Annotated in this window: 13 protein-coding genes; 3 read left to right on the plus strand and 10 right to left on the minus strand. The window is 63.0% G+C overall.

Annotated elements, in window-relative coordinates; all coding sequences use genetic code 11:
* Nucleotides 1–46: 46 nt before the first annotated feature.
* The 3 genes from AC0QR5_RS07595 to AC0QR5_RS07605 all read right to left on the minus strand — a co-directional run bounded on the left by AC0QR5_RS07595 (nucleotide 47) and on the right by AC0QR5_RS07605 (nucleotide 4,592).
* Nucleotides 47–1,153 (minus strand): ABC transporter permease, encoded by a 1,107-nt coding sequence (locus tag AC0QR5_RS07595; RefSeq protein ID WP_329860387.1) that lies wholly within the window; start codon nucleotides 1,151–1,153, stop codon nucleotides 47–49.
* Nucleotides 1,150–2,694, minus strand: coding sequence for an ABC transporter permease (locus AC0QR5_RS07600; RefSeq protein WP_329860389.1), 1,545 nt, complete (start codon nucleotides 2,692–2,694; stop codon nucleotides 1,150–1,152). The genes AC0QR5_RS07595 and AC0QR5_RS07600 overlap by 4 nt, the downstream gene beginning before the upstream one ends.
* A gap of 260 nt (nucleotides 2,695–2,954) precedes the next feature.
* The gene (locus AC0QR5_RS07605; protein ID WP_430970689.1) at nucleotides 2,955–4,592 is read right to left on the minus strand and encodes an ABC transporter family substrate-binding protein; all 1,638 of its coding nucleotides are present in this window, start codon (nucleotides 4,590–4,592) and stop codon (nucleotides 2,955–2,957) included.
* Between the two features lie 550 nt (nucleotides 4,593–5,142).
* Here AC0QR5_RS07605 and AC0QR5_RS07610 point away from each other — a divergent pair.
* Nucleotides 5,143–5,718, plus strand: a complete 576-nt coding sequence (locus tag AC0QR5_RS07610) for a 1-acyl-sn-glycerol-3-phosphate acyltransferase (protein ID WP_329860392.1) — start codon at nucleotides 5,143–5,145, stop codon at nucleotides 5,716–5,718.
* A 48-nt stretch (nucleotides 5,719–5,766) separates the two neighbouring features.
* Nucleotides 5,767–6,207: an alternative ribosome rescue aminoacyl-tRNA hydrolase ArfB gene (gene arfB / locus AC0QR5_RS07615; RefSeq protein ID WP_329860394.1), complete on the plus strand. Its 441-nt coding sequence runs from the start codon at nucleotides 5,767–5,769 to the stop codon at nucleotides 6,205–6,207.
* A 403-nt stretch (nucleotides 6,208–6,610) separates the two neighbouring features.
* On the opposite strand, the gene AC0QR5_RS07620 is transcribed toward arfB, so the two are convergent.
* Nucleotides 6,611–6,808, minus strand: a complete 198-nt coding sequence (locus AC0QR5_RS07620) for a hypothetical protein (RefSeq protein WP_430633200.1) — start codon at nucleotides 6,806–6,808, stop codon at nucleotides 6,611–6,613.
* 48 nt (nucleotides 6,809–6,856) lie between these two features.
* Between AC0QR5_RS07620 and AC0QR5_RS07625 the strand changes: the two genes are divergently transcribed.
* The gene (locus AC0QR5_RS07625) at nucleotides 6,857–8,257 is read left to right on the plus strand and encodes a hypothetical protein (RefSeq protein WP_329860397.1); all 1,401 of its coding nucleotides are present in this window, start codon (nucleotides 6,857–6,859) and stop codon (nucleotides 8,255–8,257) included.
* Between the two features lie 202 nt (nucleotides 8,258–8,459).
* Here AC0QR5_RS07625 and AC0QR5_RS07630 read toward each other — a convergent pair whose 3' ends face one another.
* The 6 genes from AC0QR5_RS07630 to ychF form a co-directional block, all read right to left on the minus strand.
* Nucleotides 8,460–9,197, minus strand: coding sequence for a M48 family metallopeptidase (locus AC0QR5_RS07630; protein ID WP_329860398.1), 738 nt, complete (start codon nucleotides 9,195–9,197; stop codon nucleotides 8,460–8,462).
* Nucleotides 9,184–12,285: a type I restriction endonuclease subunit R gene (locus AC0QR5_RS07635; RefSeq protein ID WP_329860399.1), complete on the minus strand. Its 3,102-nt coding sequence runs from the start codon at nucleotides 12,283–12,285 to the stop codon at nucleotides 9,184–9,186. Before AC0QR5_RS07635 ends, AC0QR5_RS07630 begins: the two co-directional genes overlap by 14 nt.
* Nucleotides 12,282–13,508: a restriction endonuclease subunit S gene (locus AC0QR5_RS07640; RefSeq protein WP_329860400.1), complete on the minus strand. Its 1,227-nt coding sequence runs from the start codon at nucleotides 13,506–13,508 to the stop codon at nucleotides 12,282–12,284. Before AC0QR5_RS07640 ends, AC0QR5_RS07635 begins: the two co-directional genes overlap by 4 nt.
* On the minus strand, nucleotides 13,505–15,955 hold the full coding sequence (locus AC0QR5_RS07645) for a type I restriction-modification system subunit M (protein WP_329860402.1): 2,451 nt from the start codon (nucleotides 15,953–15,955) through the stop codon (nucleotides 13,505–13,507). Before AC0QR5_RS07645 ends, AC0QR5_RS07640 begins: the two co-directional genes overlap by 4 nt.
* A 93-nt stretch (nucleotides 15,956–16,048) precedes the next feature.
* Nucleotides 16,049–19,744, minus strand: coding sequence for a YobI family P-loop NTPase (locus AC0QR5_RS07650; RefSeq protein WP_329860403.1), 3,696 nt, complete (start codon nucleotides 19,742–19,744; stop codon nucleotides 16,049–16,051).
* Between the two features lie 102 nt (nucleotides 19,745–19,846).
* The gene (gene ychF / locus AC0QR5_RS07655; RefSeq protein WP_329860405.1) at nucleotides 19,847–20,956 is read right to left on the minus strand and encodes a redox-regulated ATPase YchF; all 1,110 of its coding nucleotides are present in this window, start codon (nucleotides 20,954–20,956) and stop codon (nucleotides 19,847–19,849) included.
* Nucleotides 20,957–21,161: the final 205 nt, after the last annotated feature.

Here is a 21,161-nt window from a genome sequence, read left to right on the forward strand (position 1 = left end):
CCTCGGGGGCGGTCCGGGGGCGCGGCCCCCGCGCCCCCGGCGCCGCCTACGGCTGCCCCGTACCCGGCTGGGCGGTCCCGCCGGAGCCCTGCACCGGCGTCGTACCCGAGGGCTTGACGTTGGCCGCCGTCGCGGAGCCGTGGACGCCGCGGTCCTTGGCCTTCTTGGCGTTGAACTTCTTCTGCCGCGGGTCGAACGCGTCGCGCAGGCCGTCGCCGATGAAGTTGATGCTGAGGCAGATGGCCACGATGAACAGGCCCGGGAACCAGAACAGCCACGGACGCGTCGTGAACGCCTCCTGGTTGTTGGAGATCAGCGAGCCCAGCGAGACGTCCGGCGCCTTCACTCCGAGGCCCAGGTAGGACAGGCCCGTCTCGAGCAGGATGGCCGAGGCCATCAGCAGCGTCACGTTGACGATGATCACGCCGACCGCGTTGGGCAGGATGTGCTTGAAGATGATCCGCGTGTTGGAGGCGCCCGCGATCCGGGCTGCGTCCACGAACTCGCGCTCGCGCAGGGTCAGGAACTCGCCGCGGACCAGACGGGACAGGCCGGTCCAGATGATGAGGCCGACGAACACGCCGAGCGCGATCGTCGCCGCGTTGCCCTGGACCTGCTGGCCCGCGATGCGGCCCAGGACGGCGGCCAGGAGCAGCAGCGGGATGATGATGATGACGTCGACGAGGCGCATCAGCACGGCCTCGATCCAGCCGCGGAAGTAGCCGGAGACCGCGCCCACGACGACGCCGATGAAGCCGCCGACGGCGCCGATCACGAACATGATCATGATCGACTGCTGCGTGCCGCGCATCGTCATGGCGAAGTAGTCGCGGCCGATCCGGTCCTGGCCGAAGGGGTGGTCGCCCCAGTTGAACAGGTGCACGAACGTCGGTGCGCCGCCGTTGACCTGGCCCGTGAAGCCGGTGTGGTTGTACTTCCACCAGCCGGGGATGCCGGCGAAGCCGATCGAGGTGAACGCGAGCAGCACGATGCCGACGAACACCACCATGGACACGATCGCGGGGGTGTTCCCGAAGAAGCGCTTGCGGATGATGGCGCCCTGGGACAGGCCCTTGGTCTCTTCCTTCAGGACCACGGCCGAGGGCTCTTCCGGCGCCTGGCCGGAGGGGGTCACGGGATTCGCGGTTGTCATGCTTTCACCCTTACGCGTGGATCGAGGACGGAGTAGACGAGGTCGGCGATCAGGTTGAAGACCAGGGCCACGATGCCGACGATCAGGAAGACGCCCATCACGGGGTTCGGATCGGGAATCGGCGCGAGCGAGGCGACGAAGAGGTTGCCCATGCCCGTGAAGGCGAACACCCGCTCGGTGATCACCGCGCCGCCGATGAGTCCGCCGATGTCGAAGGCCACGAGCGTGGCGAGCGGGATGAGCGCGTTGCGGAACGCGTGGCGCATGACGACCGTCCGCTCGGGCAGGCCCTTGGCCCGGGCCGTGCGGATGTAGTCCATCTGCATGATCTCCAGCATCGACGCCCGCGAGTAGCGGGAGTAGGACGCCAGCGAGAGCAGGACCAGGGCGATCGTCGGCAGCAGCAGGTGCGTGAACGTGTCCAGGCTCTGGATCCACCAGTTGCCCTCGAGGTTCGGCGTCGAGGCGCCGATCGTGGCGATCGGCCGGCCGCGGATGCGCCCGTTGTTGAAGTAGTTCGGCCACTCGACCATAAAGCGGTCGAGCACCACGATGCCGGCGATCAGGAAGCCGGCGAGGGCGGCGGCTCGCATCGACTGCCCTCGGTCGAACCCGCCCATGAGCCAGCCGACGGCGCAGCCGACGAGGATGGCCCCGACGGCCAGCAGGACGATCCCGAGGGTCGTGATGCCGCCGAACATCGGGTTGAGCACGTAGTAGCCGACGAGCCCGATCGGCACCATGATGAGCGCCGAGTAGAGGGCCTTGCGGTTCTGCACGCCAGCGGTCAGCTGCGTCACGAGGTACGCGGCGCCGGCGCCGGTCAGGGCGATCAGGATCGGTCCGAGGCCCGGGTTGGTGAACCAGCCGGTCACGGACAGCAGGACCATGAGGCCAGCGGTGACGGCCGCGCCGATGGCGAAGCCGATGATGCGCTTGAGCCAGGTGCCGCTCATGAACAGGACCACCATGACGCCGACGAACGCGGAGCCGATGACGATCGAGGTCGGCGAGAACTGCGGGTCCCGCAGGAAGTCGTTGAAGCCGATCGCGCCGAACTCCTTCAGGAGCACCGCGATCCAGAAGATCGGGAGCGAGAAGAAGAGGAAGGCCATGAAGGTGACCGAGTAGTCCAGGGTGCTGTACTGCTTCAGCGCCGTGATGATGCCAAGCGAGATGCCGATGATGATCGCGAGCACGGTGGCCGCGGTGATCAGCAGGATCGTCTGCCCGGCCGCGCGGGCCAGCGCCTGGGTCACGGGCTCGCCGTTGAGCATGAGCCCCAGGTCGCAGCGGCCGAAGAACGGCACGATGCACTGCGCGGCGCCGCCGAGCCACTTGAAGAAGCGGATCGGTGCTGGGGTCGTCAGATCGAGGTTCTCGATCCGCTGCTGCATCAGGGCATCCTTGTTGGGGAGGTTGCTCTCCCTCAGGTCGGCCAGCGGGTCGCCCGAGAGGGCCGTGAGCTGGTAGACGAGGAAGGATGCCCCAAACAAGATGAGTACGGCGGTCACAAGCCGCCGGACGATGTAGGTCACCATGTGAATAGCCTCAGGTTAGGAGTTCCGGGGATCGCCCGGGCTTGCTTTGGCAGAAGTGTAGTTCACCTCACCACACGCCGGAAGCTGAGATATCCCAATCACTTCCGCCCGCGAAGTCAAGGAACAGATGACGCCTTGACCGGGTTCCCCAATGGGTTAAGTCGTTTCGAGCAGCTGTAACGGGGGCACTAGGAAGCGCCGGGACCCAGGTTCCGGTCCCGGCGCTTCCTTCGTGGGTTACCCCAGGTGCTCAGGAGGGGTTAGTTGTCGACCGACCACTCCCAGAAGTTCCACCACACGCCCGTCTGGTTGGGCATGTACTTCACTCCGTCAACGTGCGAGGCGTAGGCGTCCAGGCCGACCGGCTGGAAGAGGGGCAGGCCGTAGCCGGAGTCCCAGATCAGCTTGTCGATCTGGATCTGCAGCTGGTCCTGCTCGTCCGCATCCGGGGTGACGAGGAGCTCGCCCATCAGTTCATCGGCCTCCGGGCTGGAGAATCCGTTGAAGTTGGAGGAGCTTCCGCTGCCGAAGATCTGCGGCACGCCGGTCACGCCGACGCCGGAGGAGATCCAGCCGAAGATCGAGGCGTCGTAGTTGCCCGAGCCGAGCGATGCGCCCCACTCGGAGCCACCGAGGCCGCCGTCGACGATCTTGAAGCCGGCCTGGGTGGCGGACTCCGCGATCAGCGTGTAGGCGTCGACGCGGTTGGGGTTGTCCTTGTTGTACATGATGCGGACTTCCGGCGTGGCTCCGTCGAGGAGCTCCTTGGCCGCATCGATGTCGACGTCCTGGTACTCGGAGGAGCCGTTGTTGGCCACGGACTCGGCGTAGGCCGCGTTCGCCGGGACGAACAGCTGCGAATCCAGCGGGGTCGCCTCGGGATCCATCTTGGACAGGATCGTCTCCACGATCTGCTTGCGCGGGACGGACTTCATAAACGCCTTGCGCACGTTCTCCTCGGCGAAGACGCCGGTGAAGTTCAGGTCAAGGTGGTCGTAGGAGAGCTGCTCGCCCTTCTCGACGACGACCTGGTCACCGAGGGCCTCGAGCTGCTCCAGCGTGTCGGCGGAAGCCTGCGGGGCGATGATGTCGACCTCGCCGTTCTTCAGCGCCGCGACCTGGGCCGGGGCCTCGCCGATGTAGCGGACGACGATCGAGTCGACGTTCGGGATCGGGCCCCAGTTGTAGGCCTCGTTGCGCACGAGGGTCATGGACTGGTCCGGAACGATGCTGTCCACGATGAACGGGCCGGAGGACAGGTACAGGGACTCGTCGCTCGGCATGGACTTCGTGTCGTAGCCCGTGTTCCAGAAGTCGGCCACGGCCTTGAGCTCGGCAACGGGCTCGGCCTTGGGGTTTTCGGGATCGCCCTTCTCCGTCTCGAGGATGAGCTTCGAGAGCGCCTCCTGGTCGATGCCGGCCTTCTCCGCGGCGACGTGCGCCGGGGTCAGGACGCCGAAGGAGATCTCCCAGTCGGCGAACGGCTTCGAGTAGGTCAGGGTGATCGAGCGGTTGTCGTCGCCGACCTCCGGGGTGTCCGTGAGCGCGAGGCCCTCGGTGGTGCCCGCGTAGTCGAAGTAGCGCGTGCCGCCGGTGACGTTGCCCTCGTCGTCGGTCTTCGCGTCATCGAAACGACCGGACGTGATGGCCCACGCGAACAGCATGTCGTCGGCGTCGATCTGCTCGCCGTCGGACCAGGTGACACCTTCGTTGATGGTGTACTTGACCGTCAGCGGATCCTCGCTGAGCAGCTCGTAGGAGCCGAACTGCTCGTTCTTGACGATCTCGAGCTCGTTGCTGATGTAGTTGAAGTTCGCGTTCGTGGTGTAGGCGATCTTGGAGTTGATATCCACATTGCCCTTGGCGGTGTTCGAGTTGAACGAGCTGAATGCGTTCACCTCGACCACGCGCACCTCGCCACCCGAGGGAGCCTCGGTACCGTCGGCACTTCCGGTGTTTTCGGTTCCTGTGCCGGCGGCGCAAGCGCTGAGCGCGAGTGCTGCAGCGGCGCCTACGGCGACAGCCTGGGAAATACGCGTGAAACGCATTCCGCCTCCTTGATGATTGGTGTGTAGCAAGCCAAGCTCTGCACTTGACCCGGACGCCGCCCTCTGCGTGGCGTGTCTCACATGGCAAAACCTTAGACCGTTGACAGGGGTCTTGGATATAAAAATCTCGCTTCAGAATGCGTTGTTACCGAGTCGCAACTTTGTGCGGCACAGGTCACATTTCCCGCACGGATTCCCCGCCCTCGCGCGGATCCCAAGAAACTCAAGGGTTTCTTTCACATTGGGAAAACCCAACCGGCCACCCGGAGTTCAACGAGCGGTTGACAGCGGTCCATTCAAATTGCCCCACATGACTCGGCGTGTCGCTCCCGGCGTGTCGCCGCGGAGGCAGCGGGCGGGGCTGCGCCCCCGACTCCCCCGGTGCCCTACGGTGGGGAGCATGTTCCGTCGCCTCGCAGCCCGCGCATTCTGGTCACTGAGCCCGTGGCGGCTCGAATCCAGCCCGGGGCCCACGCGCCCCACCGTCCTCATCGGCGCGCCGCACACCTCCAACTGGGACTTCGTCCTCATGCTCGCCATCGCCTGGAGCCTCGGCCTCGACGTGCGCTGGCTCGGCAAGAAGAGCCTCTTCCACGGCTGGCGGGGACCGGTCATGCGCGCGCTCGGAGGCATCGCCGTCGACCGTTCCAACCCGGGCGACGTGGTCGCGGAGGTCGTCGAGCGGGTGCGGGCGGGCGAGGTCTTCGGGCTCGTCGTCACCCCCGACGGCACGCGCAAGGGGCACACCCACTGGAAGTCGGGCTTCTACCGGATCGCCCGCGAGACGGGAATGCCGGTCACGCTCGGCTACGTCGACCGCACGACGATGACCACGGGGCTCGGACCCACGCTCGAGCTGACCGGCGACGTCGCCCACGACATGGACCGCGTCCGCGCCTTCTACGGCGACAAGGCGGGCTTCCGCCCGGAGCACCGCGTGGAACCCCGGCTGCGCGAGGAGACCACGGAGGGCTGAGACCCGCCCGGCCTCGCAAGCCGCCGCCGCGTACGGCAGACTCGTGGGGTGGAAGACGTCAACGTACCCGCGGGCCCCGGAGCGCCCGGCGGTCTCAGGATCCCGGCTGGAGAGCTCATCGAGCAGTTCTCCCATGCCTCCGGACCCGGCGGCCAGGGCGTGAACACCACCGACTCGCGGGTCCAGCTGAGCCTCGACCTCGCCACGACGACCGCCCTGAACGAGACCCAGCGCCGACGCGCCCTCGAAAGGCTGGCCGCGCGCCTGACCGGCACCGTGCTGACGATCAGCGCCTCCGAGCACCGCTCGCAGCGCCGGAACAGGAGCGCGGCCCGGCAGCGCCTCGCCGTCGCCCTCCGGGAAGCGATCGCCCCGCCGGCCATCCGGCGCCCGACCAAGCCGACCCTCGGATCGCTGCGCCGGCGCGCGGAACAGCAGCGCCGGCGCTCGGAGGTCAAGCGCAACCGCAGGAGGCCGGGACTGGACTGACGCGCGCCCGCCGGCGTTCAGCCACGGCCCGGCTGACGTTCACCAGCGCTGACCCCGGTCCGCGCACGAGGAACTTGCCCCGCTCAGTCCCTTCCTTGACGAACCCGGCAGCCCGGGCAACTGCTCCCGACGCCGGCGTGCATCCAGTACCAGAACCAGCCGCTGCGATGGCCCGCGTCAAGACTCTCGCACACGAGTCCAACGAGGCTGCCCCGGTCCACGACCACCCACGGCCGATGCGACTGATCACGTGAGAGCAGGTGTGCCACGTAGCGCTCGGCGTCGCCCGGCGTCGCGACACTCCCCTGACGCTCCATGTCCGGACTGGACACGAACGCGGCAAGGACCTCCGGGGCGTCGCCGTGCCTCAGCGGCGCGAAGCTCACGTCGAAGGATTCCGAGCTCAAGGACTCAAGAACGCTTCGTGGCTCTCATCTTGAGCTGCTCGCTCTTGCGCATGCCAGAAGACTGTACTGATGTTTTTCGAGACAAGGGCGCTCCCCACTTCAGCGCTGAACTGGCTCAAAATGGCCGCTGAGAGATCGTCTTTACGGACGTCCGCTGACTGACCGGGCTTCAGTTCGACCAAGACAAACTCCACCGGGCAACTATTCCACGCACATACCTGGTGCTCTGCTTGAATGTAGCCATGCCCGATACAACCGACGCGACTCCGCCCGCGCCGCTCTACCTCTTTCGCGCCAAGGGGGCGAACCGGATCAGCCATACGTACGCGTCTCGCATCTCAGAGGCGTTCGATAAGAACGCCGCTCCGACCGTGGGAGCTATCTGCGTAGCCGTACAGGCTGGCCACGGCTCCTTCGATGATCTAGATGATGAGGGTCTGGTTGAGGGCGACTCCATCATTGCCCTCGCGGCTGTCCGCGGGATCGCGGGAGTGGCAAGCGGTACGGTGCGAGCGACACTCACTCCTATTCACCGCCTGCTTGCTCCTGTCCCGCTCCACCCTTCGCAAGATGAGTCCGTCGAACTCGGTGACGTTCCGGCCGACTTCCATTCGCGAAAACTCGAACCCAGAATTGCCTCAGCTCTGATCGCCCACCTCAATAGCCTCGATCCCTCTGTCGCAATCTGGCTGGAGCAGGTGTTCGGCGAACCGCGTACGTTCCCGTCGAAGGTCGAACAGTCCCGGGTGGAGGCGAAGGACGCCGTGCAACTCGCTGCTCAGCTCGCGAAGATCGAACTTCCAGCAGATGCCTTCGTGGTGCCGCCGGCAGAGACCGAGAACGAGACACTGCTCCAAACGCTGCTAAACGCGGGGTACGAATCGGACCTCGAAGAGGAGCTCCTCCCGCTCGACCTTCAGCGCTTCGATGGGAAGCTGGTTGGCGAGCAGCGCGCCGCGAGCGTCACCGTGTTCACGGATAAGTGGGATCAGAAAAAGCTGATCATCATGTCCGTCAACAAGAAGCCGATTGAGCTGGAGCTCGGGGTCGACCTTCTCTACTGGGACCAAATCCACGATTCATTCACCTTCATTCAGTACAAGCGGCTTGAGAAGGTCACCTCGCAGAAATCGTCCGGCGGCCCGGAATGGGCCTACCTGAGGAAACGAGAGATCGAAAAGCAGCTCAAACTGATGCCGATTGGAAAAGGTTCACCAGCGGCGGCTGCTGATTGGCGCGCTTTCGGAACACCGTTCTGGTTTAAGTTTGTTCGCGGCGATGCTGGAAGCGTGCTCGACGGCAAGACCCTCAAAGGGATGCACGTCCCCGCTGACTGGTTGCGGCTTGCGATGGAAGAAGACACATTCAAATCTGGTCCAAAGAAGGGATTTCGTGTCACGTACAACAATGCCAAGTACATCGGGCGAACGGCATTCACGCAGCTAGTCTCCAGGGGATTTGTCGGCACCGCGGGTGCACGATCCAAGGCATTCAAGAAGGTTCTGCGATCAAAGGATCGCGAACTGATCATCGCGGTGCGGACGGAATGGCAGAAAGATGAGGAACCTCTCGACCTGACAAGTGCATCCGGAGAGGCCGGCGGTGCCCGAGTACATACCACGCCTCCCGAATTTCCCTTCTAGGGAACTGGCCTCATCTAGTCCTCAGAGCCAAATTGACCGTCGAGAGGGCCAATGGGGACCCGTCTAGATGTTTTGACCACGGGCGTTAGGTACGCCCGGCATGCCATGGCAACGCCGTCCTGACCCCCGAAGGGCCGGCGCCGGCAGGCGCGCTGCGTCGTGGAGGACAGGGGGCCACTGACCGTGCCGCTGCCTCGCCACCTTACGCCCGCTCGTCTTCGCCCCACTCCTCGTGCCCGAGCGGCGCTTCGTTCAGCTCGTCTCGACGTGCTAGCCAGTCGGGAAGGACCTGGTCCATCAAGGCCACGAACTTCTCACCGTGTCCGCGTTCGAGCAGGTGTGCGAGTTCATGGACGACGATGTACTCCAGGCATCGCGGGTCCTTCTTCGCCAACTCGGGGTTGAGCCAGATCGCCCGTGACGTGGTGACGCAGGTGCCCCACTTGGTCTTCATCCGGCGCACAACGAACCTGTCGGCCTCGACCCCGAGGATCGGCTGCCACTTCTCCAGCAGCGCGGGCACGGCGGCCTTCAGCTCACGCCGGTACCAACGATCGAGTGCCCCGAGCCGCCCGGCGGCGTTGGTTCCTGGTGGGGTGATGACCCAGAGCGTATTGCCCTTGGTCTCGACACCGTACGCACCGCTCGACTTGGAGACGTCGAGGAGATACCGCTGCCCCCACACGTAGTGGGTCTCCCCCGAAAGCATCTTGCGTTCTGTCTGCCTATCAGCGTTCCGAAGCTGCTCCTGCTGACGCTTGATCCACGACAGCCGCTGCACGACCGCAAGCCGGATCGCATCCTCAGTCGTCCGCTGCGGTGCAGCGACCCGCACACGACCCACCGGTGGGTAGACCGAGATGTGCATGTTCTTGATGTCCTTGTAGACGACATCGACACCAAGTCCCGCGACGGTCAGGTAGCCGCTAGCGGTACTCATCGTTGTTCTTCAACAGTTCGATGAACTCCGCCAGGCAGTCCTCTTCGATGCCGGGGAGTTCCTGGCGCAGCTCACGAGCGAGCGCGCGTTCCTTCATCTTGCCGGCACCGGCGTCGGCCCATCCGTGTTCCTTGCTCGACTGGATCCGATGATGCAACGCCTCGTAGTCGAAGACCAGATCGACCGGTCGCCACGTGAAGTCCACGATCGCCCGACGCGCGGGTGTGCTCGCCCATCCCGGGTAGGTCTTGCCGTCTGCTGCTTCTCGGGTACCGACCTTCTTCGTCAGCTCGATGAGTTTGCGAAGGTAGTCCGCATAGTCCTCGGCGTCTTCCTTCTGCTTCTCGATGAGTGCGTCGAGGAGTTCGGACATATGGTCGTAGTAGCGCGGATTCATCGCGTGCTCGTCCACGATGGTCTTGCGGACGTTGTTGATGATCGTCTCCGCGGTGGCCGCGCTGCTGCCCTTGATTCCAGCTGGCAGCGTGTCGACCGCGTCCGGCCCGCGCTCAACAATCAGTTCGACCAAGGTCTTCTCCAAGTCGGCGACCTGTTCAACGGGTTTGGCGTTGATGTAGGTGTCGAGCAGTTGGCGCATCCCGGCCTCGTACTGCTTCATGTCGATGTTCTCACCGGCTCCTGCCTCGACCTCGCTCTTGACGGCGGCGTAGTGAGCGACCTCGTCCTTGATCGACGCGATCTCATCCGCCATGTAGCCGACGGCTTCCATGTCGCTGGCGACGGCTCCGAAGGCGCGCACGAGGGTAGCAACAGACTTGTAGAGCAGGACGCGTTTGGGTTCGTTGTCCTTGATCTGGCCGGCATCACCGGGCGTGGACGCTACAAAGTAGTGCTGGTACTCGAGCGTGCCCTTGGGCGGTACGACCGGCTCGCACAAAGCACGGACGGCGTCGAGAGCCTCCTCGAGATCCTTTCGGTCTTGCTCATTGCGGTCGCTGATCAGCCCGTCGACATCATCGGTCTCGTACTCGCCGAAGGCCTCGGAGGTGTAGTCGGTGACGGTCTTGTCGAGTGACTTGAAGAGGTCACGATAGTCAACGATGTACCCGTAGGTCTTGTCATCGCCGTCGAGACGATTGACGCGGCAGATCGCTTGGAAGAGGCCATGGTCTCGCATCTTCTTGTCGATGTACAGGTACGTCGCGCTCGGCGCATCGAAGCCGGTCAGGAGTTTGTCGACCACAATGAGGAGCCGCATCTGGCCGGGCTCCTTGATGAACTTCTCCTTGACGTCAGTCTCGAACTCTTCAACTCGGCCGATGGCCTTGTCGGGGTGCTCGCCGAAATGGTCGGCAAGCATCTGCCGGTAAATCTCGTACTTGCGGAGCTCCTCCGTGTCCCCCTCGCCCGCGTCTTCCTTGGAGATCGCGGTCGGGTTGGGCTTGTAGCTGGTGACGATCGCGACCTTGCCCTTGAAGCCGCTCTTCACGAAGGCCTCGTAGAACGTGCACGCCTGGTAGACCGAATCGCTCACCAACATGGCGTTGCCCCGCCCGCTGAGCAACCGCGGCTGGGTCTCCATGTCCATGAGGATGTCTTGGACGATCTGCGCCGAGCGGGGTGCAGAGGAGAAGACCTTCTGCATCGTGCCCCACTTCTTCTTCAACCGCGCCTTCGACAAGTCGGTAAGATTTCGGGTCTTGGCGTTAAACCACTTGTCGACCGCCGCAGCCCCCTGAAGCTCCTGCTCGACCTTGCGGGCCTCGTACTTCAAGTCGAGCACGACGCCGTCGCGAACGGCCTCGTCGAACTTGTAGGTGTGGATGAACGACCCGAAGGTCTCGATGCTGGTCTTCTTGTCACTCTTCAGCAACGGCGTCCCAGTGAAGCCGATGAACATCGCCCCGGGCAGCAGGTCCTTCATGACGCGGTGCATCTTGCCGCTCTGGGTGCGGTGAGCCTCGTCGACGAATACAAAGACGTTGCCCTTGGCGCTGAACCCGGCCGGGACCTTGGTCTTGAGTTCCTTCGCGAAGTCCTCGGCGTCATTGTCTCGAGCTCCGTCATCGGTGCCGCGGAACTTGTGCACAAGGGAGCACATGAGCCGTGGGTTGGACGTGTTGAGCATCGCGAGCAAGTCCGCGCCTGACTGGGTGCGGACGATCTTCTCCCCGACCCCGGAGAAGCCGCCCTCGATCTGCTCGTCCAGCTCAGTGCGGTCGGTGATCACCAGGACGCGGGCATCATGCTGGGTCTCCAGGATCCATTTCGCCAGCCACACCATCGTCAGGCTCTTGCCCGACCCTTGGGTGTGCCAGACGATGCCGCCTTCGCGCTTCGCGATCCGGTCCTGCACGGCCCGGACGCCGAAATACTGGTTGTGGCGCGGAGACTTCTTGACGCCCGTATCGTAGACGATGAAGTCGTGGATGATCTCCAGGAAGCGCTCCTTGGAGCACATCTGGGTGATCGCGAGGTCGAGGTCGGCGTTCTCGCCTTCCTCCTTCCACCGCAGCCAGTACTTCTCCGGGGTCTCGATCACCCCGTAATGCAGCCCCTCGACATCGTTGCCCGCGAACAGCATCTGGATGGTCGTGAAGAACGAGCGGACGAAATCGTGGCGCTGGTTGCCGATGTTCTGACGGATGCCGCTGGCGACGCTTACCGTTGAGCGCTTCAGCTCGATCACACCCAGCGCGATGCCGTTGACGTAGAGCACGAGGTCGGGTCGCTTCGTGTGCTCCCCCTTGACCGTGACTTCTTCGGCCACGACGAAATCGTTCATCGCCGGATTGGTCCAGTCGATCAGGTGTACTGACTGGGTGGTCTGGTCGACGTCGGTCTTGACCTTCGCGCCGTATCGGAGCAGCTCATAGACCTTGCGGTTCTGGTCGTACAACGAAGAGCCTCCGCCGAACGCTGCAGCGGTCAGGAGCTGATGTATCGCTCGAGAGACCAGAGCATCGTCGTACCCACGACCGAGCAGGTAAGCGCGGAGCTTGGCTTCATCGACGTTGCGGTTGTCCTGATCCTTAAGGTTCCCGCCGTAGGCGTACTCGAGCTTGTCCTGGAAGAGCTCGACGACCCGCCGTTGTGTCTCGCGTTCTTTCTGACCGACCGCGCTCATGCTTCCTCCGTCACTGGCAGGCGGGTCCGACCCGTCAACAGCTCCTGCATCATCCCGACCTTTACAGCACGCGCAGACTCAAGCCGACGCTCCAGAGCTTCAATCTCAGCATCTGCATGCTGCAAGACATCAGCAATAGCATGCTGCTCAGCCAGCGGCGGAAGTTCGGGTGCAAGGTCGACGAGCTTCGACTTCGCGATGTTGTAGCGTGTCGCACCTTGCGCCAGTGCAGACACCGCCGCGCGACCCTCGCTCGAGCGGAAGTAGTGCGCCAGATACATAGGGTCGATTCGTTGTCGATGGTTCAACCGAAACCCGAAGCAAAAGCTATTCAGAAAAACATCGCCAGAAGTTTCGAAGTCAACAGCCGCAGCCAAGGCTACTTCGTCAGGAGTTTCGGAGGATCCATTGAAGATAATATCCCCGCGTTCGATGCGATTTTGACGCTCGCCCTTCCTCACTCGAACTCTTTCAAGGTGAGTGCCTCGAAGACGCGGCCCCGATATGACTTCCACGAAGGTCACGAACAGCGCTGAACCGGTCCCAAAGTCAGCCTTGCCTTTGCCAATTAGACCCCCATATGTGGACCCAACATCTCGCAATCGGACCGGATCCCAATCGCCAGTGAAGCCGGGAAGGCGGGTGCGGCCGGTGAGGAGCTCCTGCGTCATGCCCTGCTTTACATCACGCTTCTTCGCGATCAGTTTTTCCAACGCCATGATGAGGCCATCCGCATCGCTGAGTACTTCACCAATCGCGCGTTGTTCAGAGTGAGCCGGCACGGGCAGTTCATATCCAGCCAATGCTTCGCGGTTGACCTTGGGGATCCCGCTGCGCATCGACTCACCGACTGCAAAGTTGGTGAAGCGTCGATCAAGCAACACGTTGACGACGTACCGTCCGTCAACCCCATCGCGAGGCTTCAGTGGGTACATGTCCGCACTGCACAGCGCTGGAAATTGGGCGCGATGCGCCTTCATCAGATACGGACGAATCTTGCTGTAAATCACGTCTCCAGGGTCAACGACGTACTTCCCACTGATTGCTCCCTGCTCATGCGCAGAACGGACCGCAAGGAGACGTCCGGTCCCGACTTCAATGTGATCCGGCGCGATGAGTGGCATGTCACGGTACTGCGGCTGCTTTGGATCAACTTGGCCACTACGTATTGCCACCAGATCGAGAAGACGCCGGGTAGTCCAGCCACCGGGCACCACGGTCATGCCTCGATCCCCATGGACGCAAGGTGCGAAACGACGTTCGCACTCAGGCGTTCGACGGAGGCATCCAGCGCATCGATCGTCTTCTCGTATCGGTTAGCGAGCACCTCAAGACGTGCGATCAGAATCTGTCCGAGTGCGGTCACCTCGCCATTGATCTGCTGCTGGAGGGTCGTGCCCCATTTGGCCTCGATGACGAGGTCTTGCACCTCAGCGTCGGTGAGCAGCCTGTACTTGGCGAGGGCCTTCTCGTTGAGCGCAACTGACGCCTCTTTGGCGGCGTTCTTGGCCTTGTCTTCGACTCGATACAGTGCCCCGATTTTCGTGAGCGCCTCGATCTCGTCAGGGTCTCCGCCTAAACCCTTGAGTTCCTTGAGATAGTCGGCCGCAGCCTTCTTCGGGAGCTTACCTTCGTCGTCTGCGGCATCGAACAACAGCCCGCCTTCGACGGTGTTCTCCTCGATGTAGTCAGCAACCGCAAGGGTGGCGGCGTCGCGTGCCTCGGTGAGGCGGTCCAGTTCGGCCTGCTCGGCAGCGAAGTAGCGGGCAATCACATGCTCTGGCGGCAGGAGGTCCATGACCCAGCGCTGCGCCTTCGCACCGGTGCCGAAGATGATTTGGGCGTCTTCGTACTTGGGCTTGTTGTTCTTGTCCTTCCAAGTACGTGCGGCACGCGGCTGCACGGCCTGGGTCCACCCTTCACTGACGATCAGCGACAAGTCGTCGTGCATGACGTGGTTCCAGTAGCTCATCAACTGCTCGTAGACGCCATACTCGTCGATCAGCGGTCGTGACCGAAACGCATCCAAAAGTGCCTCGGAGATGTCGTGGATAAGGTCAGCGGGTTTGGTGTCCGGTTCGATCTTTTCGAGCAGATCGCGCTTGTTCACCCACCACTGCCTCGCCGTATTCGCGGTGTCGTGATCGAAAGCTTTGTACTCAACGGAGCAGGTGACTAGCGGCCCGATCTCGCCCGGCTCGACATTCAACTCCGAGTAGCTGTCACGCAGCGGCCCGAAGAGTTCGCTGCGGAGGCTCGGAAACGCATCCCAGTAGGGCTGGAGTGCGTCGAGGTCACGGTTCGGGATGCCGCCGTGCATGTGGGCACGGAGGTCCTGGATGTCTTCAGGTTCGGCGGAGTCGATGTAGCGCGGGATGTTGAGGTTGTAGTCGTTCTTCGGATCCGCGATCTCGCTGATCGGCACCATTCGGGAGTAGCGGGAGATTTCTTTGCCGCTGGTGTAGGCGTCGACAATCTTGTGCATGTCACGCGGACGCAGTCGGTTCTTCGGGCCGTCCTTGGCGAAGCCCTTGCTCGCATCGATCATGAAGATGCCGGTGCGTGCCTGGGCGTCTTCCTTGTCGAGCACGATCAGGCAGGCAGGGATGCCGGTGCCGTAGAAGAGGTTCGCGGGCAGACCGATGATCGCCTTGATGTAGCCACGCTTGATGAGCTCGGTGCGGATCCTCGCCTCTGAGTTCCCACGGAACAGCACACCGTGCGGGAGGACGACGGCGCCCTTGCCTCGTGGCCGCAACGACTTGACCATGTGCAGGAGGAACGCGTAGTCGCCATTCTTGTCAGGTGGCGTGTCGAAGCCATCGAAACGACCAAAGGAGAAGTCGAATCCATTGCGCCAGGTTTTGACCGAAAATGGCGGGTTGGCCACGAGATAGTCAAACGTCTGGAGGTTGCCGTTGTAAGTAAACTTCGGGCTGGCCAGCGTGTTGCCCTGGCGCAGGTCGTGGGTCTCGTTGCCGTGCAGGATCATGTTCATCCGCGCGAGCGCCCAAGTGGCGTTGTCGTTCTCCTGGCCGTAGATGGTCAGCCCGTTCGGTGCGGCGTCGGCGACCTTGATCAGCAGTGATCCGGAGCCGCAGGTCGGGTCGTACACGGTAGTGGACTTCGGAGTATCTGCCGGGATCTCGAGCAACTGTGCCATCACGCGGGAGACTTCGGCTGGGGTATAGAACTGGCCCTTGCTCTTACCTGACTGGGTGGCGAAGTGCCGCATAAGGTACTCGTAGGCGTCACCCAGGAGGTCGTCGCCCTCGGCTTTGGAGCCGGTGAAGTCCATGTCCTGGAAGATGCCGATCAGGTTCGAGACCTTGTCCTGCAACTCTTTGCCGGAGCCCAGCTTGGCAGGGTCGTCGAAGTTTGCGTTGTTGATGACACCCAGCAGGTCGTTCTCCTCGGCGAGACGCCTGATCGCGATGTTGACCTTTTCCCCGACGTCGGGCTTGCCTTTGAGCGAGATCAGGTAGTCGAAGGAGCCGTCGTCGGGGACGTAGATGAGGGCCGACTTGTCGGCCTTTGCCTTGTCCGAAACGTACTTCACGAACAGCAGGGTGAGCACGTAATCCTTGTACTGGCTGGCATCCATTGACCCGCGCAGTTCGTCGGCGCTGCTCCACAGTGAGGAATACAGATCAGATTTCTTCAGCGCCACAGCTCACTCTTTCTACTTTCAAATTCATATATCTCTGTCCGAGAGAGGTCTCGCCGAAGAGAACGGCCCGCGGCGGTTCTCTTCGGCGAGGTGTCACACAAGGTTCCGGACCTTTCGTCCGCGCCCGATCATCTTTTGCACGATCTCGATCCTCCCGCCGGCTTCAAGCCGCCCGAACAGCGTCTCGTTCGACGATCCTCTGGGCAGGTCGAACTCTGTCCCGGGACCTGCCACAAGCATGTCGTATGGCTGGCCGAGCGATGCGAGGATCTCTGCCAGGTCCCTTGGACTGGTGTCTCTCGCCTGCACCAGTTGGGGCAAGACTGCCTCCGGGGCCCGCGTGACACGAGCGATGCGCCGGACCTCCTCGAGGGGTAACCAGATCCGGTTGGCGCTCGCGTAACGTCCTGCAGCACGAAGGGCTCTCGCGTCGTCAGCGGGCACGTAGTCTCCGATGCACTCGACCACGATCCGACGCAGCGCATCGGGAGTCCGCTGACTCTCCACGAACTCGCCGACGAAACCCGCCACGAGAGCTGGTGCCATGAACTCCAAGACCTTCTCGGACACCGCGAAAGCCTCCGAGACGGCTTTCCAACCGCCCTTCGCGAAATGGGCGAACGTCTCGTAGTCATCTGGCAGGATTTTCTCCTCCAGCGCTCGGGCGAAGAGCTGGTCGGGGCTCGGCGTCACCTTGGCCAGCTCGATCTCAGACACGAGATCCAACTGCTTGACGAGCTGGACCCGGGCCTGCGCCGTGAGATGCGTCGAAGCGTTCAGCAGGCGGACCGCGAGGACGTCCCTGTCCTCATCCGCGACCTTCTCAACCTCGCGCAGCTCGACCGCACCTGCCCCGTCCGCGGTCAGAAGACCGGACAGATGTTCGTCCACCCCATGAGCCTGCACGTAAACCCACACGTTGGAGACCGTTGGACTCATGAGACCCGCTTCGACGATCCTGGGCCAGGTCGACGGGGGGACGTCCTCGATATCCTCGATCGCGGCGGAAGCGGCGCTACCGAAGATGACGTCGCGCAGCTGGTCAGCCGTCCATGCTTCGTGCTGCTCGTTGATGACCTCGACCAGTGCGGACTCCGTGAGCACGATCCGCTGCGGCGACTCGCCAACCTGCATCGCGACGATGTAGTCCTCGATGTGGTTACTGCAGAACTCCCACACACTCGGCTTCTTTCGTACCTCGTCAAGCGTCGGAGCGACGTCGATCCCAAGAGCCAACTGCAGATTCGGCACGGTGATCCGGTACATGTGCGCGGCCACCACGCGGTCCCGGAGCAAGTCACTCAAATCGCCGAGGTCAGCGAAGCACAGTCCAAGGTCCTCGAGTATCGCAAAGACCCGCTCAGTCTGAGACGCCGTCAGGTTCTTACGGACGGCGGTGAGCCGCGGATAGGTAGACTCAATCAGCGCCCGCGAAGACCTGCCGAAGTCATAGGCGTCGACCTCAAGCGCGTTCAGGAGAACTGCGTCCAACAGCCTCACCCGCGTCTCTTCATCCGGGATTCCGGGATGACCTGCGACGTACTCGAACACGTCACGCCAGGGATGCAACGTCAGTTGCCGGATGAGAAGATCCCCCGGGACGTCGGGGGTGTTAAGGAACGCATTGAGAAACGCCTGGACGTCCCGGCTATCGTGGGTGGCGATGTACTCGACCAACCGCTTGGCGTCCTCGGGCCTCTTCACAAGGAGGTATGACGCCACCTGGACATTCAGCGCGCTCACGGTGCTCGTGAAGTCCGCCGGTACCTGCTCGAGCAAGTTGCTGATCGCGTTCTCGGAGGTGAACTCGTAGTCGAGGTACATCTCGTTCGGCTGGACACTGTGATTGTAGAAGAACGCCACGTCGACCCCCACGAATTTGCCGTAGAAGATCGCGGAGTACTCGGCGTAGTTGCGTGTGATGAGGCCTCGCCGCACGAGGTCGCGCGCCAGCTCCGACTCAAGCACGTCCGTGATGTGCCGGTCGAAACTCATCCGTCCCTTCGGCACGCGCTCGTACCGGGCCAACCCATCAAAGTCAGCACCCCGCAGCATCGCGATGTCCTGGTCGTACTGACGAAGCAGGCGCTCGAGCTCGGTGGGGGCCGGATCGAGCCACTGCTCCGAAGCCATGACCTCAGGAAAGACGCGGCTGATACGTTCGGTATTGAGTGTCACCGTAGTTCCGCTGTGTTGCTGGACGATAGAGAATGATTTCGTCTTGGCGACGTCTTCCCAGAACTCCACCTTATCGACGGCATCGAACGCATAGCTCTGGCCACCAACAGTGACCGAGGCATAGGGCCAGCGATTATGGGCAGGGAACATGTCCTTGATGTGGCGGAGCCTGTTCCCCAGCTCCACCGCGATGGCCTCTTTCCGCTCGCGCTGCTCCTCGGTCCTCATCCGTTTGCGTCGCTGCTCCTGCAGACCCTCGATCAGAGCCCTGACCTCGTCGCGATGGAGCCGTTCGAGCTCATCAAGCGTGCTCGTGCGCTGCGAGATGGCTTCGAAGTCGGCGAGGTGGAAGTTTTTGTACGCGACAAGTGCGAAAAGATGGTCTGCTGTCATGCCGGGCGCGGGGTTCTTCGTCCACAGCAGGTGCTCGGCGAATACCACGAACTCGTTGCAGATGTTTTTCATCAAGCGCATGTCAGTGGTGTGCCGTGCGACCAGATCGAGAAGCGGCCGTGACACGAAGTCTTCGGCGAAACCGAGCTTCATCATCTCACCGACGAGGAGGTCACGGGCGTTGCGGTGCGATATGAACGGCACCATGGGAACGACGATTTCGAAAAACTTGGTCCGGTTCGCACGCCGGACTGCAGCTGTAGCGATGTCGAGCCGAGGCTTCGCGCTGGCCTTGGGGCTGTCCTGGTTGTCACTGGTTTTGGCCTCGCCGTCCTTGGACTTTTCCTCTCCGTCCTTGGATTCCGTCTCCTTGCCGAGCTGCTCGAACAGGCTGTCCTTGATGGCGTAGATGAACCGCAGAGGCTCGTCGCTGGCCTGCCAGTTCGCGGAAGCATTGATGAGGGTGTTCAGTTCGCGGAGCGAGTCGAAGATCTGCGGGTCTTCGAAGCGGTCCAGATCCTCGAAGATCGCATACTTCGGCTTGACGGTGTCAAAGAATGCAACGATCTCGTCGAGAAAGCTGTCGAAGTAGGTAGTCGGGCCTTCGCCCAGGGCGATCTTGGTGCCGGCGGTCGTGACTTCAGAGACGATCCGGTCGCCGATGATCCAGCGAACTGCCCACAGGGACACCAGCACGAGGCCAAACAGCAGTCCTGCCCGGATGATATACCCGGGCAGGTCAGCGGCCGGGTCCGGCCAGCCAGGTCCGGAGCGCACCCCAAGCACCCACAGAAGCCCTAGGCTGACCACGCTCGCACAGAGGGCATGGACGAAGGCCTTGCCCCTGGTCAGGGGTTTAGGCCTGGCAAACCTGGATCGACGGATCTTACCTGGTTTCAGCCGGTAGACGAGCTGCTTGACCAGTTCCTTCTGGATCCGGTTGGTCAGGTCCTCGTCGTCCTTATCCGGGCCGAGCGTGTTGATGCTGATGCGGACCGTGGTTTGCTGGTGCTTCTCCTGAAAGGCATCCAGCACGCTGGACTTGCCGGCTCCGTAGCGGCCGGTGAGGGCGATGTTGCGGTTCCTCTTGTCGAGGACCGCTTCTTCAAGGTGCCGCACGTAGATCTCGTGCTGGCCGCCCTTGAACTCAGGGGCGAGGCTGCTCAGCTTGATCGGCTGCCCCGGTGCCCCCGGGTGGCTCGGGCGTTCCTCGGCCACGGTTCCTCTTCCCCAAAAAAAAGCCTTCGACGTAATCAGTGCCCCACTTCAGAAGCGCGATCGGGCGCGCCTCTGAAGCTGGATATCAGGTGGTTCTCTGACCTATTTCTTGCCTTGGCTCGCAGAGGTTATTCCGTGACGGAACTCCACGACGTCGCCGTCCTTCATCACGTAGTCCTTGCCCTCGATCCGAGCCTTGCCCGCGGACTTGGCCGCCGCGACGGAACCGGCCTCGACGAGATCCTCGAACCCGATGACCTCGGCCTTGATGAAGCCGCGCTGGAAGTCGGTGTGGATGACGCCGGCGGCCTGCGGCGCGGTGTCGCCCTGGTGGATGGTCCAGGCTCGGGTTTCCTTGGGACCGGCGGTCAGGTACGTCTGCAGGCCCAGCGTGTCGAAGCCGACGCGGGCAAGCTTGTCCAACCCCGACCCCTCGTAGCCGGCGTCCTCGAGCATCTCCGCGGCTTCCTCCTCGGTCAGCTCGGCCAGTTCGGACTCGAACTGCGCGTCGAGGAAGATCGCCTCGGCCGGGGCCACGAGCGCCGCCAGCTCCTGCTGCATCTCGGTGTTGGCCAGCCCGGCCTCGTCGGTGTTGAACACGTAGATGAAGGGCTTGGTGGTCATGAGCTGCAGGGGTGCGAGCTCGGCGAGGTCGATCTTCGCAGCCGCGGCGCCGGCGTAGAGTGTGGCACCGGACTCCAGGACCTTCTGCGCCTGCTTCACCACGTCGATGAATGAGGCCTCGATCTTCTTCGCGCGCAGGTCCTTTTCAAGGCGCGGCAGCTGGTTCTCGATGGTCTGCAGGTCGGCCAGTATCAGCTCGGTGGAGATCGTCTCGATGTCCGAGGCGGGGCTGACCTCCCCGTCGACGTGGACCACGTCGGAGTCCTCGAAGGCGCGGGTCACCTGGCAGATCGCGTCGGCCTCGCGGATGTTTGCGAGGAACTTGTTGCCCAGCCCCTCGCCCTCGGAGGCGCCCTTGACGATGCCGGCGATGTCCACGAAGGACACGGTGGCCGGCAGGATGCGCTCGCTGCCGAAGATGCCCGCGAGAACCTTCAGCCGCGGATCCGGCAGCGGCACGACGCCGACGTTCGGCTCGATGGTCGCGAACGGATAGTTCGCCGCGAGCACCTGCGCGCGGGTCAGGGCGTTGAAGAGGGTTGACTTGCCGACGTTGGGCAGTCCGACGATTCCGATAGTAAGAGCCACGGGAGTCGATTCTACCGGCCTACCGCGGCACCTCGCGATCCGGCGGGCGGGATGTGAGCGATCTCCACCGGGCGTTGCGCCAAAGTGTCGGTGGCGGCTGGCACAGTGGGGGCATGGACAATTCCACGTTCTTGGTCCCGGTGTTGACCCTGCTGCTGGGCGCCGTTGCGGGCGCAGCGGGCGCCTGGTGGCTGCTGCGCGGCCG

This window comes from Arthrobacter sp. J156, from assembly GCF_056172865.1.

What these genes read in the sequence shown, in the direction of transcription:
- AC0QR5_RS07595 (WP_329860387.1), bottom strand. Translation starts at nt 1,153, where the DNA reads ATGACAACCGCGAATCCCGTGACCCCCTCCGGCCAGGCGCCGGAAGAG.
- AC0QR5_RS07600 (WP_329860389.1), bottom strand. Translation starts at nt 2,694, where the DNA reads ATGGTGACCTACATCGTCCGGCGGCTTGTGACCGCCGTACTCATCTTG.
- AC0QR5_RS07610 (WP_329860392.1), top strand. Translation starts at nt 5,143, where the DNA reads ATGTTCCGTCGCCTCGCAGCCCGCGCATTCTGGTCACTGAGCCCGTGG.
- AC0QR5_RS07625 (WP_329860397.1), top strand. Translation starts at nt 6,857, where the DNA reads ATGCCCGATACAACCGACGCGACTCCGCCCGCGCCGCTCTACCTCTTT.
- AC0QR5_RS07630 (WP_329860398.1), bottom strand. Translation starts at nt 9,197, where the DNA reads ATGAGTACCGCTAGCGGCTACCTGACCGTCGCGGGACTTGGTGTCGAT.
- AC0QR5_RS07635 (WP_329860399.1), bottom strand. Translation starts at nt 12,285, where the DNA reads ATGAGCGCGGTCGGTCAGAAAGAACGCGAGACACAACGGCGGGTCGTC.
- AC0QR5_RS07640 (WP_329860400.1), bottom strand. Translation starts at nt 13,508, where the DNA reads ATGACCGTGGTGCCCGGTGGCTGGACTACCCGGCGTCTTCTCGATCTG.